Origin of the sequence: Janibacter hoylei PVAS-1, from assembly GCF_000297495.1 — a bacterium.
Taxonomy (GTDB): domain Bacteria; phylum Actinomycetota; class Actinomycetes; order Actinomycetales; family Dermatophilaceae; genus Janibacter; species Janibacter hoylei.
Genome location: NZ_ALWX01000015.1, coordinates 25,085 through 40,313 on the forward strand (window position 1 = coordinate 25,085; position 15,229 = coordinate 40,313).

The following is a 15,229-nucleotide window of genomic DNA, read 5'->3' on the forward strand; positions in this document are numbered from 1 at the left end:
CCGTGCACTTCGTCATCATGGGCTGCGGCCGCGTCGGTGCCTCGCTCGCACGCTCGCTCGAGCGCATCGGGCACGACGTCGCCGTCGTCGACCAGGACCCGGCCGCCTTCCGCCGCCTCGGCAGCGAGTTCAGCGGCCGTCGCGTCGCCGGTGTCGGCTTCGACCGGGACACGCTGCTGCAGGCCGGCATCGAGGGCGCCTACGCCTTCGCCGCCGTCTCGAGCGGCGACAACTCCAACATCCTCGCGGCGCGGGTCGCCCGCGAGACCTTCGGCGTCGAGCACGTCGTCGCGCGCATCTACGACCCGGACCGCGCGCAGGTCTACCAGCGCCTCGGCATCCCCACCGTCGCCACCGTCCGCTGGACCGCCGACCAGGTGCTGCGCCGCATGCTCCCCCAGGGCCAGGCGTCGGAGATGACCGACGCCTCCGGGCGTCTGGTCGTCGCCGAGATCCAGGTCTCCCCCGCGTGGGTCGGCCGCCGGCTGTCGACGATCGAGGAGGCGACCGGTGCCCGTGTCGCCTACATCACCCGGCTCGGCGAGGGCATCCTGCCGGGGCCCGACACCGTCCACCAGGAGGGCGACCTCGTGCACCTCGTCATCCGTCGCGAGAGCGTCCACGACGTCGAGCGGATCCTCGACGGCAACCCCCCGCAGGAGGACTGAGCCGTGCGCGTCGTCATCGTCGGGGCCGGGTCCGTCGGCCGGTCCATCGCCCAGGAGCTGCTGCAGAACGAGCACTCCGTCCTGCTCATCGACAAGGACGCCAACGAGTCACGGGTGTCCAAGGTCGAGGCGGCCAGCTGGCTCTCCGGCGACGCCTGCGAGATCTCCACGCTGCAGGAGGCGGAGATCCACACGAGCGACGTCGTCGTGTGCGCCACCGGCGACGACAAGGCCAACCTCGTCGTCTCCCTCCTGGCCAAGACCGAGTTCGGCGTCCCCCGCACGGTCGCCCGGGTCAACAACCCCAAGAACGAGTGGATGTTCGACGAGTCGTGGGGTGTCGACGTCGCCGTGTCGACGCCGCGACTGATGACCGCCCTCGTCGAGGAGGCGGTGAGCGTCGGCGACCTCGTGCGGATCTTCGACTTCCAGCAGGGCAATGCCTCCATGGCCGAGATCACGCTGCCGGCGGACAACCCCAACGTCGGCCGGCGCGTCGGCGACATCACCTTCCCCGTCGACACCCTGCTCGTCGGCATCATCCGCGACGGCCGGCCCATCGGCCCGACGCCGGACGACTCCCTCGAGGCGCACGACGAGCTGCTCCTGCTGACGACGGCGGAGGCCGAGCCCGAGCTCGAGGCGATGATGCGCCCCGGCGGGCGGTCCCGCCGCCGCGCCTGAGGGAGCGAAGGGGGCGTCAGCCCCGCTGGACGTCCACCGGCTGCACGAGGTCGTCGTCCGGGTCGATCGGGGTGTGCCCCTTGAGGAGCATCGCCCCCATGACGGCGACCGCCCCCGCCCACAGCGGCCACCCGAGCACGACCTTGCTGATCGTCAGACCGGCGACGTTGTCGGTGAGGTAGAGCGGGCCCATGATGGCGACGCGGATCGCGTAGACCGCGACGAGGACGAGGGTCAACCGGCTGCACACCTTGACGGCGGCCGCATTGCGCCGCCAGCGGAAGGGGTCACCCGCGGCGACGGCCTGCTGGTCCGCGAGACCGACCATGATCCCGACGGCCGGCCAGCGCAGCACCACCGAGAGCAGGGAGCCGACGAGGTAGGCGCAGGAGGTGAGGATGCCGGGGAGGAAGGCGTCCTCCGCGTCACCGGACCTCAGGGCGAAGAAGGCCGCCAGGCCGGTCGCGAGGACCGAGCCGAGGACGAACTGCAGGGTCTGGCGCTGCACGAGCCGGACGACGGCGAAGACGACTGTCAACCCCGCGGCGGCGCCCAGCGACAGGGTGCGGTCGCGGGTGGCCGACCAGACGATGACGAAGAGGAGCATCGGCAGGGCGGCCTCGAGGGAGCCACGCAGGCCACCGAGCGCCTCACCGAGCCGGTGCCGGATGAGCGCCTCGACGGTGGGGTGGACGGGGGCGGAGATGCCCTGGGGCTCAGCCATGCTGCGGCAGCAGCTCGTAGGCCGGGTTGTAGATCGTCGGCGTGCCCGTGGGCCGGCAGATCAGCCGGTCGCCTTGACGTAGGCACCGGGGTCGATGCCGTGGATGCTGCGCCGACCGAGCCACACGAGCTGGACCGTGCTCGAGCCGTCGTAGACCTCGGCGACGAGGGCGGGCACGGTGGCGCGCGGTCGCAGGGTCACGGCGCGGACCGTGCCAGCGACGGTGACGACCTGCCGGTCGACGTCCTCGGTGATCGGGCGGCAGCCGTGGGCGGTGGCGGCCTCGCGCAGTTCGCCTGCGGCGAGGTCGTCGTCGGAGCGACCGAGGTCGACCAGCCGGCGCAGCAGGCTGGGCATCAGCGCACCTCGGTGATCTCGGGGCCTCGCTCGAAGGGCTTGAGGTCGTCGCCGTCGGGCTCCGCGACGGCCGCCTCCGACTCGTCGCCCGCGGGGGTCGCCCCCTTCGCCGCGGTGGGCATGTGGAGCGGCAGCATCTCCCGGGGGGGCGCGCGGCTCGTCGCCACGGACGACGAGGACGGTGCGCAGCACGTCGTCGAAGACCTCGCGGGCTGCCTCGTCGACGGCGGCCGAGCCGGAGTAGACGGCGCGGAGGAACCACCGCGGTCCCTCGACACCGGCGAAGACCGCCGGGGCGAAGACGGTGCGGCCCTGCGGACCGGGCTGGGCCAGCCGGCTGCGCAGCTCGTCGCCGAAGGGGCCGCTCGCGGTCTCGACCGTCCCGCCGTTGGCCGTGATCATCTCGGCGATCTCACCGCGGATGTCCTCCCAGATGCCCGCGGACCGGGGCGCGGCGAAGACCTGGAGCTGCACCGCGCCGTGGTCGTCGGCGATCTGGACGGCGTTGACCTCGTTGGTCTTCTGGTCGACCTCGAGCCGCAGGTCCGTCGACGGGCCGGGCACGAGGCGAAGGGCGCCCATGTCGAGGTGGTCCGTGGTGCTCGTGGCGAGGGAGATGTCGCGAGGTCCGGTCGCAGCGGCGGTGTCCGCGCTGTCGGTGCTCTCGGTCGCCTCGGCGTCCGACGTCGCCACGTCCTGCTCGGTGCCCCGCGCCGCGGAGTCGGTCTTCTTCTTGCGCCCGAACATCATTCACGTCCTGTCGTCGACGGGGGGCCGAAGCCCCCGCTGGATCCGTGTCCAGTCTCACCCCGCTGGCTGGGTGGAAGCGAATCGACGGGCTCGAAGCTCCCTTCGCCGACCTCCTGGAGCACGAGCTGGGCGATCCGGTCCCCCACGTGGACGGTGAAGCTGTCGGTGGGGTCGAGGTTGACGAGGTTGACGAGGACCTCCCCGCGGTAGCCCGAGTCGACCGTCCCCGGCGCGTTGACGACCGAGATGCCGTGCCGCGCAGCGAGCCCGGAGCGCGGGTGGACGAGGCCGACCCAGCCGTGCGGGATCGCCATCGCGACACCCGTCGGCACGAGGTGCCGCTCGCCGGGCGCGAGCGTCAGCTCAGCGACCGAGGCGAGGTCGGCGCCGGCGTCACCGTGCTTGGCGTACGCGGGCACCACGGCGTCCCGGTGCAGCAGCTGCACCGGGACCGCGATCTGACGTGCGTCAGCCACGGCTCACGCGGCGCACTCGGTGCAGACCGGTCCGTTCTTGCCGTCCGTCGCCAGCTGGCTGCGGTGGTGGACGAGGAAGCAGCTGGTGCAGGTGAACTCGTCGGCCTGGCGCGGGACCACGCGGACGGACATCTCCTCACCGGAGAGGTCCGCACCGGGCAGCTCGAAGCCTTCGGCCATCTCCGTCTCGTCGACGTCGACATTGGCGGAGGTCGCGTCGCCGCGACGGGACTTCAGCTCCTCGATGGAGTCCTCGGACAGGTCGTCGTCCGTCTTGCGAGGGGCGTCGTAGTCGGTCGCCATCTCTCCTGATTTCTGTGATGTGACACGGGCAGTGGGGGTGGTTCGCCGTCGTCAACGCAGCAGGTGCTGAATTTGTGCCCGGCGCGCCGGATTGTGCCCCATCCGCTGGCTGTGCGCCACCTCACCTGCTGCTAGTCGAGACCCTCGGCTCCCACGGTCCCGACGGCGCGGTCGAGGACCTCCCCGAGCGCCGCCCTGAGGCGGGGCGGCCCGGCCAGGGTCATGGTCGCCCGGGGCGCCCCGCCGGCAAGGTCGGTGACCTCCGCACCCGCCTCGGTCGCGACGAGCCAGCCGGCGGCCATGTCCCACGGGTTGAGACCCCGCTCGTAGTAGACATCGAGGCTCCCCTCGGCCACCCGGCACAGGTCGAGCGCCGCGCTGCCGAAGCGTCGGATGTCCCTCACGCGGGGCAGCACGTGGGTGAGCACCTCGGCCTGCCAGGCCCGGCGACCCGCGTCGTATCCGAAGCCCGTGCCGCACAGCGCGGTGGCCAGGTCCGTCTCGGCCACGGCCAGGCGCACCGGCGCGTCGTCGCCGACGGCGCGCCAGGCACCGCCACCGGACCATGCTGTGTACCGCTCCCCCGTCACCGGGTTGACGACCGCTCCGGCCACGGGCTGCCACGCACCATCGGTCGTCGGGTCACCGACGACGGCGGCGACGGACACCGAGTACGCGGGCACGTCGTAGAGGTAGTTGACCGTGCCGTCGATCGGGTCGACGACCCAGGTGATGCCGGACGTCCCTGCGCGACCGCCGCGCTCCTCGCCGGCGAAGGCGTCGTCCGGGCGCAGCTCGCCGAGCCGGCGCAGCAGCAGGTCCTGGCTGCGCTGGTCCATGACGGTGACGACGTCGGTCGCCGACGTCTTGGTCTCGGCGACCTCGAGGTCACGCGGGCGCTCCTGCGTGATGAGGTCGCCGGCCTCGAGGGCCACCGTCAGGGCGATGACCGCCAGGGCCGCGGGGTCGGTCGTGGGGGTCGGCACGGTCAGTCCTGCCCGCACAGCGCGGGGCGGGACTCGCGCAGGTTGGGGCAGCAGCCCGCCGGGCACACGGCCGGGTGCGAGTCGAGGTCGCGCCAGGTCGCCCGCGCGGGCTCCTCGCCGCGGGCCTGCGCGGCCCGCTCGAGCATGACGTCGACGAGTCCGCTGACGAAGGCGGGGTCGGCACCCGGCGTCGCCACGCGCGTCATCGCCAGGCCCAGCTCCGCGGCCGTCGCCGCCGCCTCGACGTCGAGGTCGTGGACGACCTCCATGTGGTCGGAGACGAAGCCGATCGGCACGACGACGACGTGGCGGACCCCCTCGTCGGCGAGCTCGCGCATCCGGTCGTTGACGTCCGGCTCGAGCCACGGGGTGCGGGGCGAGCCGGACCGGGAGCAGAAGGCCAGCCCCGCTGCCAGGTCGGTGCCGAGCACCGTGTCGACCTCGGCGGTGATCGCGGCGGCGGTCTCGGCCTGGTCGGCCGAGTAGGCCCGCCCGTCGCCGTCCCCGGGGCCCGAGGTCTCGTCCATCGCGTCGGGGATGGAGTGGGTGACGTAGAGCAGGGCCACCGCGTCGGCCCCCACTGCGGCGACCGCCTCACGTGCCGCGGCGAGGGTGTCGCGGGCGAAGGTCGCGGCGAAGCCGGGGTGCTCGCCGAAGGGCCGGACCTTGTCGACGACCAGGCCCTCCCTCCCTTCGACGGCGTCGGCCAGCCCCTCGCGGTACTGCCGGCACGAGGAGTAGCTGCGCCACGCGCTCGTCGGCACGACGAGGACCCGCCGGGCACCGCCGGCGGTGAGCTCGTCGAGGGCCTCGTCGACGAAGGGGGTCGAGTTGCGGTTGCCGAGGACGACCGGCAGCGGGCAATCGCGGGCCGTGAGCTCCGCTGCGAGGTCCGCGACGAGGCGACGGTTGAGCGCCGGCAGCGGGCTGACACCGCCGACCCGCTCGTAGTGGGCGCCGACCTCGACGAGCCGCTCGTCGGGCACCCCGCGGCCGGCGGTGACGCGACGCAGGAAGGGCAGGACCTCGTCGGGCCCTTCCGGCCCACCGAAGGACTGGACGAGCACCGCGTCGTACGGGCGAAGGGGGTGGTCGGTCATCGTCTCGGACATGGACACAAGGTATCCCCGCGGCGTGTGCGTCCACGGATCGGGCCGGGCAGGTGGCAGAGTCGTCAGGGAGCACGATGGACGAGAGGGATAGTTGATGCGCGACCTGCGACTCATCGGGGTGCACGACGACGGCGAGCACCTGCTGGTGACGGACGACTCCGGTGAGGAGTACCGGCTTCGGATCGACGAGCCCCTGCGCGCCGCCGCCCGCCGGGACCGCCCGCGCCTCGGGCAGCTGCAGATCGCCATCGACAACAACGTCCGGCCGCGCGAGGTGCAGGCGATGATCCGCGCCGGCGCGTCCGCCGACGAGGTCGCGGCCCGCACCGGCTGGGACCTCGACAAGATCGCGCGCTTCGAGGGACCGGTGCTCGCCGAGCGCGAGCACGTCGCGACCCGGGCGCAGGCCGTGCGGATGCGCGGCACGAACCAGGCCGGCTCCCCCGAGACCCTCGCCCAGCGCGCCACGATCCGGCTCACCGGCCGCGGTGTCGAGCCGTCGTCGGTCGTCTGGGACGCCTGCCGTGACGGCGAGGGCCAGTGGACGGTGTCGGCGGTCTTCACCGCCGGCGGGCGCGAGCGCACGGCGACCTGGTGGTTCGACCTCGCGGGCATGAGCGTGGTCGCCAAGAACGACGAGGCCAAGTGGCTCTCCGAGGCCGACACCCCGGCCGGTCCTGTGCCGACGACGGTGCACCGCCCCACGGCCGTCTTCGACGTCGAGGTCGAGGAGACCAAGGTCGAGCGGGCCCAGCGGGCCAACACCGACGACCTCATCAACTCCATGCGTGAGCACTCCGGCGCCAAGAGCCGCCGCCGCGGTGGTCGGCGCAAGACCCGCGCCGCCGCCGAGACCGCCCCCGCCGAGGACGCGCTGCCCATCGACGAGCTGCCCCCGCCGGCCGGGGGTACGCATCCGCGCGACGAGGAGTCGCCGGAGCGCGCCGCAGCGGCCGCTCGTGAGGAGTCGACCGCGGCCACCACCGTCGAGCAGGCAGCAGTTGCCGACGAGGCGAAGGACGGTACCCGGCCTGCCGAGGACGACGCCCCGGCGCCCAACGCTGATGCCGACACGGGGGCGGACGAGGCTCCCGAGGACGAGACCACGGTGGACGAGCCCGTGGACGAGGAGACGGCCTCGGAGCCCGACGTGTCCGATGAGGACGACTCGGGCCGGGACGACGCCGACAAGTCCTCCGAGGCGGACTCCGGCAGCAAGAGCCGTGGCCGCAAGGGCCGCGCGCGGGTCCCGAGCTGGGACGACGTGATGTTTGGGACCACCCGGGACTGACGGCAGGACGGCTGAGTCGCTTCCCTGCGGGCGGTCTCGCGCCCAGACCGGTCTCGTGACCAGCGCGGTCAGCCGCGCGGCGGCACCGGGCAGGCGTCGAGGTCGAAGGGCAGCACGTCCGCGGACTGCGCCGCGGCCCGAGCGGCCTGCGAGCTCATCCGCCGCATGTGGTGGCGTCGGCAGAGCACCTCGTACTCGACCTCGGCGACGTGGTCGGGGTCGGCGGTGTCACCGACGACGACCTGCTCCCCCTCGACGACCATGACGCCGTCGACGACGCGGGCATTGTGCGTCGCACGCCGTCCGCACCAGCACAGCGCCGACACCTGCAGCACCTGGGTGCGGTCGGCGAGCTCGATGAGCCGACGGCTACCCGGGAAGAGCTCGGTGCGGAAGTCGCTCGTGATGCCGAAGGCGAAGACCTCGATGTCGAGCTCGTCGACGATGCGCGCGAGCTGCTCCACCTGCCCGGGCGTGTAGAACTGCGCCTCGTCGCAGATCAGGTAGTCGACCCGGCCACCCGCGGTGAGGTGGGCGACGACCGCCTCCCAGATGTCGAGGTCGGTGGCGACCTCGATCGCCGGGGTCTCCAGGCCGAGACGTGAGGAGAGCACCGCCTCGCCCGAGCGGTCGAGCCGGGTGAAGATCAGCCCCGCACGCCCGCGAGCGCGGTGGTTGTGGTCCATCTGCAGGGCGAGCGTGGACTTGCCGCAGTCCATCGTCCCGGCGAAGAAGCTCAGCTCCGCCACGTCACTGCTCCTGCGGGGAGAGGACGAGCCAGGGCACCGCGACCTCGTCGGGGGTGATCGAGCCGTGCACCCCGAGCAGCGAGCGCAGCTCGGGCCGGTGGCGGCGGGAGTCGACGACGGCGACGGGCCCGGTCATCGCGGCGATGACGTCGCCGATGCGCGGGCGCACGCTCGCACTCACGGTGCCGAACCAGCCGGCCTCGATCGCCTCCTCGGTCGTGACGACGAGGGCGTCCTCCCCCAGTCGCGCGCGCCACGTGTCGACGACGTCGTCGCGGGCGCCGGGCCGCACGTGCAGCTGGACGCAGCGCGGTTCCCCCGAGACGTGACGTACACCGGCATCGAGATGGGCGTCGGTGGCGATGTCGGGTCGGGCCTCGAGCGGCACGTCGACCATGCCGTGGTCGGCGGTGATGTGCAGCGCCGTGTCGCGCGGCAGCGATGAGGCGAGCCGGGCCAGCTCGGCGTCGACGGACTCGAGCTCGGCGACCCACTCGTGGGAGTCGCAGCCGTGGACGTGGCCGACCTTGTCGATGTCGCCCCAGTAGAGGTAGACCAGCCCGCGCGGCTGGGCCCGCACGGCGCGCAGCGTCGCGTCGACCCGCTGGGCGAGGCTCGAGGCGGCGACGAAGGAGCCTCCGCGCAGCGCCGCCTCGGTCAGGCCCGACCCGTCGAAGAAGCCCGGCCCGATCCGGGTGACGCCGACGCCGGCCTCCACAGCGGCCTCGAAGACCGTCGGGGCGGGCTGCCAGCGTCGCGGCGCGGGCCCGTCCTCCCACGACAGCTCGTTGAAGACGCTGTCGGTGTCGGGGTCATAGGCCTCGTAGCCGACGAGCCCGTGGGCGCCGGCGAGCGTGCCGGTGCCGAAGGTGCCCATCGAGGTCGCCGTTGTCGACGGGAAGCCGCAGTCGATGGTGCGGGCGGCGTCGGCGTCCTGGAGGAGCTGCCGCAGGAAGGGCGCGTGCCCACCCCGACGGGCGAGCAGTTGGGCCCCGAGTCCGTCGACGAGGACGACGACGGCCCTGCGGGCGGGACGAAGGGGGCGGTCCCCTCCCTTCGTCAGGCCGGGGACGCCCAGGCTCGTCGCGACGGCCGGCAGCACGCGGTCGAGCCGCGGCGTGGCGGGCAGGAGGGGCGAGTGGTGGTGCGTCATGCGGGCGGGCGGTGCCCGATGCTCGCCGACAGGTCGCGGGCGAACTCGATGGCGCGATCGAGCGCCTCACGGCCTTCGGCCTGCGCGCTGATCCGCAGGGCGATGTCGTCGCTCGTGATGGTGCCGTCGTAGCCGTGGTCGCCGCCCTCGCAGTCCGGGTCGTTGCACTGCGCGGGCAGCAGGTCGACGCGGCTGACCGCGCCCCAGCCGACGGTGAGCGTGACCTCGCTGCCGAGGGACCCGGGCACATAGCTCGAGGGGTCACCGACGACGTGGGTCAGCATGACGCCGCGCACCGAGGGGAGCGGGATGCACTCGGTCGTGGCCGTGGCGATCTCGTGGGCCCCGGAGAAGTGGTCCGGGAAGTCGTCGGCGTGGGCGACGACGAGCCGGGTGCCGGTGCGGGCGAAGACCGTGATGTGCCGCCGCACGGCGTCCTGGTCGAAGGTCGTCTCCTGGTGCACGAGGTGACCGTGCACGTCCTCGGACCCGACCGCGGCCTTGATGACGTCGGCGACGAGGGCCGGGTAGTAGCCCGCGCGCTCGATGTCGGCCATGAGGGCGTCCGGGAGCGAGATCGCCGTGAGATCAGCAGGTGCGGGCATGTGGGCCATTGTGCCCCAGCGTCAGGTGAGGCTCCGCGCGCCGGTGTCGATCCGGCGACGGGTCACCGGCGCGATCATGACGTCGGCGCCGAGCACCGTGGCTCCCTCGGGGTGGGCGACCACGGGGTTGAGCTCGACCGACGACAGCTCGAGGAAGTCGTCGGACATGATCGACAGCCGCCCGAGGATGTCCTCGAGCGCCGCCCGGTCGACCGGCGCCGCGCCGTCGTGCCCCATGAGCAGCGGGGCGAGCTTGAGGTCCTCGACGAGCTCGCGCACGTCGACGTCGGTGAGCGGCGGGATCCGGTAGGCGATGTCGTCGAGCAGGGTCGTCGGCGCCCCCGCGATGCTGAAGGAGACGACCGGCCCGAAGAGCGGGTCCTCCAGCGTCGAGAGCACCGTCGACACCCCCGGCCGGGCCATCCGCTGCACGACGAAGTAGTTGGCATCCATCGGCGCCAGCCGCCGGTCGAGGGTCTCGAAGGCCGAGCGCACCGCGTGCGCGTCGTGCAGGTCGACGCGGATGCCCTCGAGGAGGGCCTGCCCGCGCACCAGCGGGGAGAGTGACTTCACGACGACCGGGTAGCCGATCTCCTCCGCGATGGCGACGGCCTCGTCGGCGTCGGCCACCTCAAAGCGGGGCCACACGTCGATGCCGTAGGCGGCGAGCAGCTCACGGGACTCGTCGCTCGTGAGGGCTCGGCCCTCCGGGTCCTCCTCGAGCACCCGGTCGAGGAGCGCCCGCGCAGCCCACCGGTCGATGCCATCGCGCACGACGGTCTCGCCCTTGTCCTTGTCGCGCCACTGCCCGTAGTCCGTCGCCAGGGCCAGTGCCCGGATGGCCTCCTCGGGCATCGGGTAGAGCGGCACCGCCTGGCGCGGGGTGTCGTCGGCAACCTCGCCGGTCTCGTGGAGGAAGGCGGCGTCACCCCCTTCGTCGACGCCGCGCAGACCGAGCAGCGTCGCCACGCACGGCTTGTCGGATCGGGAGGCGGCGTGCCGCAGGGCGTCGACGACCTCCTGGTCCAGGGCACCGACGGGCGGGATGAAGCAGACGATGACGGAGTCGACGTCGGGGTCACCGAAGGCGGCGTCGACCGCTCTCTGGAACTCGCGCGCCGAGGCCTCGGTCGGGATGGCGACCGGACCGTGCACGACCTCGAGGCCGCGCTCGGTGGCGTTGTCGGCGCAGAGCGCGGCCAGCTGGCTGGAGTTGCCGACGATGGCCACGCGGCGCCCCGCCGGCAGCGGCTGGTGGACGAGCAGCTGCGCGACGTCAAACATCTGGTGGACGTTTTCGCAGTGGATGACCCCGGCCTGCTGCAGCATCGAGCCGAAGACGTGCGGCTTGACCTTGGGCTTGCGGACCTTGTGCCCGGGGGGCGCGCCGTAGGTCGCCGACGCCGGCTTGACGACGATGACCGGCTTGTTGGAGGCGAGGTGACGTGCCACGCGGGAAAACTTGCGCGGGTTGCCCATCGACTCGAGATAGAGCCCCACCGCGTGGGTGCGCTCGTCGTCGACCCAGTACTGCATGAGGTCGTTGCCGGAGACGTCGACCCGGTTGCCCGCGGAGGCGAAGACCGAGATGCCGAGGTTGCGTCGCGCCGCCGAGTCGAGGTTGGCGATCGCGAGCGCGCCACTCTGCGAAAACAGGCCGAGGTGGCCCGGGCGCGGGATGACCGGGGTCAGGGTCGCGTTGAGACTCACCGCGGGGTCGTTGTTGATCAGGCCGAAGGAGTTGGGTCCGAGCACCCGCATGCCGTGGGTCCGGGCGAGCCGGAGCACCTCCTGCTGCCGCGCGGCCCCGGCCTCGTCGACCTCGGCGAAGCCCGAGGAGATGATGAGCAGGGTCTTGACCCCCACCGCGGCGCACTCGAGGACGACCTGGGTCACCCGCTCGGCGGGCACCGCGATGACGGCGAGCTCCACTCCCCCCTCGATCCTCCCCGACCGTGCGCACGGCCGTCAGGCCGAGGATCTCCCCCGCGTCCGGGTTGACCGCGTGGATCTGACCGGTGAAGCCGCCGTCGAGGACCTGCTTGAGCACCTGGTGGCCGATGGCCCGCTCACGCCGGCTGGCGCCGATGACCGCCACCGAGGTCGGGTGGAGCATGGCCCGCACGCTCTGCGACTCGGCGCGGTGCTCGCGGGCGAAGCGCACCGACAACGACTCGGCAGTGGGCTCGATGGCGAAGTGGAGGGTGACGACCCCGTCCTCGAGGCGGCGGCTCACCTGGTAGCCGGCCTCGGAGAAGACGGAGAGCATCTTGCGGTTGTGCGGCAGCACCTCCGCCTCGAACTCGGTGATGTCGCCGGCGTGGGCGATGGCCGCGAGGTGCTCGAGCAGCACCGACCCGATGCCCTTGCCGTGGTAGTGGTCGGAGATGTTGAAGGCGACCTCGGCACTGTGCGGGCTCACCCGGTCGTAGCGCCCGATGCCGATGATGTCGTCGCCGATCGTCGCGACCAAGGCCATCCGGTCGTGGTAGTCGACCTCGGTGAAGCGCTTGATGTCGCGGTCGCTCAGGGTCCGCATCGGCGCGAAGAAGCGCAGGTAGATCGACTCGTCGGACTGGCGCGAGTGGAATTGCCGGATGCCGTCGGCATCGGACGGCTTGATCGGCCGCAGTCTGCAGACCGAGCCGTCCCGCAGGACGACGTCGGCCTCCGCCAGCACCGGGTATCCCGGTGGGAGCTCCGTCATGTCCCCAATCCTGCCACGGGCCCCTCGTGCCGCCCCCCGCGGCAGGTCACGTGTGTCGGTCCCGGCCCGACAGCGGCGAAGGGGGAAGATGGGTGGGCTCATCAGCACCAGCCCACGAGGAGTCACCGCCCGCATGGCCCGCCGTCCTGCCGCCTCCCCACCCGTCGACGCGCCCGAGCGGATCGTCGACATCGACGTCGCGGACGAGATGCGCAATGCCTTCCTCGAGTACAGCTACTCGGTGATCCACGCCCGGGCCCTGCCCGATGCGCGCGACGGCCTCAAGCCCGTCCACCGCCGCATCCTCTACTCGATGAGCGAGATGGGCCTGCGCCCCGAGCGCGGCCACGTGAAGTCCTCGCGCGTCGTCGGCGAGGTCATGGGCAAGTACCACCCGCACGGCGACTCGGCGATCTACGACGCCCTCGTGCGCCTGGCCCAGCCCTTCTCCATGCGGCTGCCGCTCGTCGACGGCCACGGCAACTTCGGCTCGCTCGACGACGGGCCGGCGGCGAGCCGGTACACCGAGGCACGGATGGCGCCCGCCGCACTGCTCATGGTCACGGGCCTGGACGAGGACACCGTCCCCTTCGTGCCCAACTACGACGACCAGCTCACGCAGCCGGACGTCCTCCCTTCGGCCTACCCCAACCTCCTCGTCAACGGCACGACGGGCATCGCGGTCGGCATGGCCACCAACATGCCGCCGCACAACCTCGTCGAGGTCATCGGCGCCGCCCGCCACCTGCTGACCCACCCGGACGCCAGCCTCGACGACCTGATGAAGTTCGTCCCCGGCCCCGACCTGCCCGGCGGCGGGCGGATCGTCGGGCTCGACGGGATCCGCGACGCCTACCTCACCGGGCGCGGCAGCTTCCGCACGCGGGCGACCACGCGGATCGACAAGGTCTCGCCGCGCCGGCAGGGCATCATCGTCACCGAGCTGCCCTACCTCGTCGGCCCCGAAAAGGTCATCGAGAAGATCAAGGACGCGGTGCAGTCGAAGAAGCTGCAGGGCATCGCCGACGTCAAGGACCTCACCGACCGCGAGTCCGGCATGCAGCTGGTCATCGAGATCAAGAACGGCTTCAACCCCGAGGCCGTCCTCGACAAGCTGTACAAGCTGACCCCGATGGAGGACTCCTTCTCCATCAACAACGTCGCGCTCGTCGACGGCCGACCGCGGACCATGGGGCTCAAGGAGCTGCTCACGGTCTACGTCGACTTCCGGCGCGACGTCGTGCGGCGGCGCAGCGAGTACCGCCTCGCCAAGCGGCGCGAGCGGCTGCACCTCGTCGAGGGCCTGCTCATCGCGATCCTCGACATCGACGAGGTCATCCAGGTCATCCGCAGCAGCGACGACGCGGCGATCGCCCGCACCCGCCTGCAGGAGGTCTTCGACCTCTCGGAGGTCCAGGCGACCTTCATCCTCGACCTGCAGCTGCGCCGGCTCACGAAGTTTTCCCGGATCGAGCTCGAAAAGGAGCAGAGCGAGCTGCTCGAGCAGATCGCGGCCCTCGAGGAGATCCTCGGCGACGACAAGGTCCTGACCAAGCTCATCTCGAGCGAGCTGGCCGAGGTCGCCAAGAAGCACGGCGACCCCCGGCGCACGGTCCTGCTCGAGTCCGCTGGCCAGCCGGCTGCGGCCTCCACGCCGCTCGAGGTCGCCGACGACCCCTGCTGGGTGCTGCTCTCGAGCACCGGGCTGCTGGCCCGCACGAGTGATGCCGAGCCGCTCTCGCGCGACGGGGGTCGAGCCAAGCACGACGCGATCGTCGCCGCCGTGCGCACGACCGCACGCGGCGAGCTGGCCGTCGTCACCTCCGCGGGGCGCGTGGTGCGTCTGGGCGCACTCGAGCTGCCGACGCTGCCGCCGTCCAACGGCGCGCCCACGCTGTCGGGCGGGGCTCCTCTCGCGGCCTATGTCGACCTGGTCGCCGACGAGGTGCCCCTGACCCTGATGAGCCTGTCCCCCGACTCACCCGGCCTGGCCCTCGGCACGGCTCGGGGCGTCGTCAAGCGGGTGACGACCGACTACCCCAAGGGCAGCTCGTGGGAGGCGATCTCGCTCAAGGACGGCGACCGGGTCGTCGGGGCCGTCGAGCTGACGACCGGCGAGGAGCAGCTCGTCTTCGTCACCGACCAGGCAAGCTTGCTGCACTTCTCTGCCGGTGACGTGCGCCCGCAGGGCCGCAGCGGTGGTGGCATCGCCGGCATCCGTCTCGGCGACGACGCCAAGGTCGTCTTCTTCGGTGCCGTCGACCTCAACCGCGACAACATCGTCGTCACCGTCTCGGGCTCCTCCGACGCGCTGCCGGGCACTGATGCCGGGTCGTGGAAGGTCACCAGCTTCGACGAGTACCCCGGCAAGGGCCGCGCCACTGCCGGCGTGCGCGCGCACCGCTTCCTCAAGGGTGAGGACGGCCTGCTGCTCGCCTGGGTGGGCCGGGCCGGCGCCCGCGCCGCCCAGCCCAACGGGGTGGCGATCACGCTGCCCGAGGCCGACGGCCGCCGTGACGGCTCCGGCTCCCCCGCCCCCGCGGTGATCGGCGGCATCGGCTCGCTCTGACCACCCCACCCGCGCGTTTCCCTAGGGAAATCACCACCCTCACCCACATTTCCCTAGGAAATACGCACCCCCGCCGTATTTCCCTAGGGAAATGT

15 protein-coding genes and 2 pseudogenes are annotated in these 15,229 nt (G+C 72.3%); 5 read left to right on the forward strand and 12 right to left on the reverse strand.

The window, feature by feature from the left end:
* Positions 1-2 precede the first annotated feature (2 nt).
* Positions 3-668, forward strand: coding sequence for a potassium channel family protein (locus tag B277_RS04080; protein WP_007925465.1), 666 nt, complete (start codon positions 3-5; stop codon positions 666-668).
* Positions 669-671: 3 nt separating this feature from the next.
* Positions 672-1,352: a potassium channel family protein gene (locus B277_RS04085; protein WP_007925466.1), complete on the forward strand. Its 681-nt coding sequence runs from the start codon at positions 672-674 to the stop codon at positions 1,350-1,352.
* 16 nt (positions 1,353-1,368) lie between these two features.
* Here the strand turns inward: B277_RS04085 and B277_RS04090 are convergent, their stop codons facing one another.
* The 6 genes from B277_RS04090 to B277_RS04120 all read right to left on the reverse strand — a co-directional run bounded on the left by B277_RS04090 (position 1,369) and on the right by B277_RS04120 (position 6,060).
* Positions 1,369-2,076, reverse strand: a complete 708-nt coding sequence (locus tag B277_RS04090) for a DUF3159 domain-containing protein (protein WP_007925468.1) — start codon at positions 2,074-2,076, stop codon at positions 1,369-1,371.
* A gap of 60 nt (positions 2,077-2,136) precedes the next feature.
* The gene (locus tag B277_RS04100) at positions 2,137-3,183 is read right to left on the reverse strand and encodes a DUF3710 domain-containing protein (RefSeq protein WP_083853633.1); all 1,047 of its coding nucleotides are present in this window, start codon (positions 3,181-3,183) and stop codon (positions 2,137-2,139) included.
* Positions 3,180-3,659: a dUTP diphosphatase gene (dut, locus tag B277_RS04105; protein ID WP_007925472.1), complete on the reverse strand. Its 480-nt coding sequence runs from the start codon at positions 3,657-3,659 to the stop codon at positions 3,180-3,182. The genes B277_RS04100 and dut overlap by 4 nt, the downstream gene beginning before the upstream one ends.
* A 3-nt stretch (positions 3,660-3,662) precedes the next feature.
* Positions 3,663-3,962 carry a DUF4193 domain-containing protein gene (locus tag B277_RS04110; protein WP_007925474.1) on the reverse strand — a complete coding sequence of 100 codons (300 nt, stop codon included), beginning with the start codon at positions 3,960-3,962 and terminating at the stop codon, positions 3,663-3,665.
* 131 nt (positions 3,963-4,093) lie between these two features.
* The gene (locus B277_RS04115) at positions 4,094-4,948 is read right to left on the reverse strand and encodes an inositol monophosphatase family protein (protein ID WP_007925477.1); all 855 of its coding nucleotides are present in this window, start codon (positions 4,946-4,948) and stop codon (positions 4,094-4,096) included.
* A gap of 2 nt (positions 4,949-4,950) precedes the next feature.
* Complete coding sequence (locus tag B277_RS04120) at positions 4,951-6,060, reverse strand: ferrochelatase (protein ID WP_007925479.1); 1,110 nt, start codon at positions 6,058-6,060, stop codon at positions 4,951-4,953.
* Between the two features lie 94 nt (positions 6,061-6,154).
* Here B277_RS04120 and sepH point away from each other — a divergent pair, with 94 nt between their 5' ends.
* The gene (sepH, locus tag B277_RS15765) at positions 6,155-7,351 is read left to right on the forward strand and encodes a septation protein SepH (protein WP_007925482.1); all 1,197 of its coding nucleotides are present in this window, start codon (positions 6,155-6,157) and stop codon (positions 7,349-7,351) included.
* Positions 7,352-7,419: 68 nt separating this feature from the next.
* On the opposite strand, the gene B277_RS04130 is transcribed toward sepH, so the two are convergent.
* From B277_RS04130 to B277_RS19720, 5 genes and pseudogenes are all read right to left on the reverse strand, one after another.
* A complete protein-coding gene (locus B277_RS04130; protein WP_007925484.1) occupies positions 7,420-8,100 on the reverse strand; it encodes a thymidine kinase in 681 nt (226 codons plus the stop codon).
* Between the two features lies 1 nt (position 8,101).
* Entirely contained in the window at positions 8,102-9,253 is a 1,152-nt protein-coding gene (locus tag B277_RS04135; RefSeq protein WP_007925485.1) for an alkaline phosphatase family protein, read from the reverse strand.
* Positions 9,250-9,867: a DUF5998 family protein gene (locus B277_RS04140; RefSeq protein ID WP_007925487.1), complete on the reverse strand. Its 618-nt coding sequence runs from the start codon at positions 9,865-9,867 to the stop codon at positions 9,250-9,252. Before B277_RS04140 ends, B277_RS04135 begins: the two co-directional genes overlap by 4 nt.
* Before the next feature lie 12 nt (positions 9,868-9,879).
* The gene (locus B277_RS04145) at positions 9,880-11,790 is read right to left on the reverse strand and encodes an acetate--CoA ligase family protein (protein ID WP_007925489.1); all 1,911 of its coding nucleotides are present in this window, start codon (positions 11,788-11,790) and stop codon (positions 9,880-9,882) included.
* Between the two features lie 73 nt (positions 11,791-11,863).
* Positions 11,864-11,974: pseudogene (locus B277_RS19720) on the reverse strand (hypothetical protein); the annotation flags it as partial.
* On the opposite strand from B277_RS19720, the gene B277_RS19725 reads away from it, so the two are divergent.
* Positions 11,946-12,101 carry a hypothetical protein gene (locus tag B277_RS19725; RefSeq protein WP_338009727.1) on the forward strand — a complete coding sequence of 52 codons (156 nt, stop codon included), beginning with the start codon at positions 11,946-11,948 and terminating at the stop codon, positions 12,099-12,101. The pseudogene B277_RS19720 and the gene B277_RS19725 sit on opposite strands and share 29 nt — an antisense overlap.
* Before the next feature lie 35 nt (positions 12,102-12,136).
* Here the strand turns inward: B277_RS19725 and B277_RS19730 are convergent.
* Positions 12,137-12,757: pseudogene (locus tag B277_RS19730) on the reverse strand (N-acetyltransferase family protein); the annotation flags it as partial.
* Between B277_RS19730 and B277_RS04150 the strand changes: the two are divergent.
* The gene (locus tag B277_RS04150; RefSeq protein ID WP_007925494.1) at positions 12,699-15,134 is read left to right on the forward strand and encodes a DNA gyrase/topoisomerase IV subunit A; all 2,436 of its coding nucleotides are present in this window, start codon (positions 12,699-12,701) and stop codon (positions 15,132-15,134) included. The pseudogene B277_RS19730 and the gene B277_RS04150 sit on opposite strands and share 59 nt — an antisense overlap.
* Positions 15,135-15,229: the final 95 nt, after the last annotated feature.

Coding starts and splice junctions, on each gene's coding strand:
- B277_RS04090 (WP_007925468.1), bottom strand. CDS start 2,076: ATGGCTGAGCCCCAGGGCATCTCCGCCCCCGTCCACCCCACCGTCGAG.
- B277_RS04100 (WP_083853633.1), bottom strand. CDS start 3,183: ATGATGTTCGGGCGCAAGAAGAAGACCGACTCCGCGGCGCGGGGCACC.
- B277_RS04110 (WP_007925474.1), bottom strand. CDS start 3,962: ATGGCGACCGACTACGACGCCCCTCGCAAGACGGACGACGACCTGTCC.
- B277_RS04120 (WP_007925479.1), bottom strand. CDS start 6,060: ATGTCCGAGACGATGACCGACCACCCCCTTCGCCCGTACGACGCGGTG.
- sepH (WP_007925482.1), top strand. CDS start 6,155: ATGCGCGACCTGCGACTCATCGGGGTGCACGACGACGGCGAGCACCTG.
- B277_RS04135 (WP_007925485.1), bottom strand. CDS start 9,253: ATGACGCACCACCACTCGCCCCTCCTGCCCGCCACGCCGCGGCTCGAC.
- B277_RS04140 (WP_007925487.1), bottom strand. CDS start 9,867: ATGGCCCACATGCCCGCACCTGCTGATCTCACGGCGATCTCGCTCCCG.
- B277_RS19725 (WP_338009727.1), top strand. CDS start 11,946: ATGACCGCCACCGAGGTCGGGTGGAGCATGGCCCGCACGCTCTGCGAC.
- B277_RS04150 (WP_007925494.1), top strand. CDS start 12,699: ATGGCCCGCCGTCCTGCCGCCTCCCCACCCGTCGACGCGCCCGAGCGG.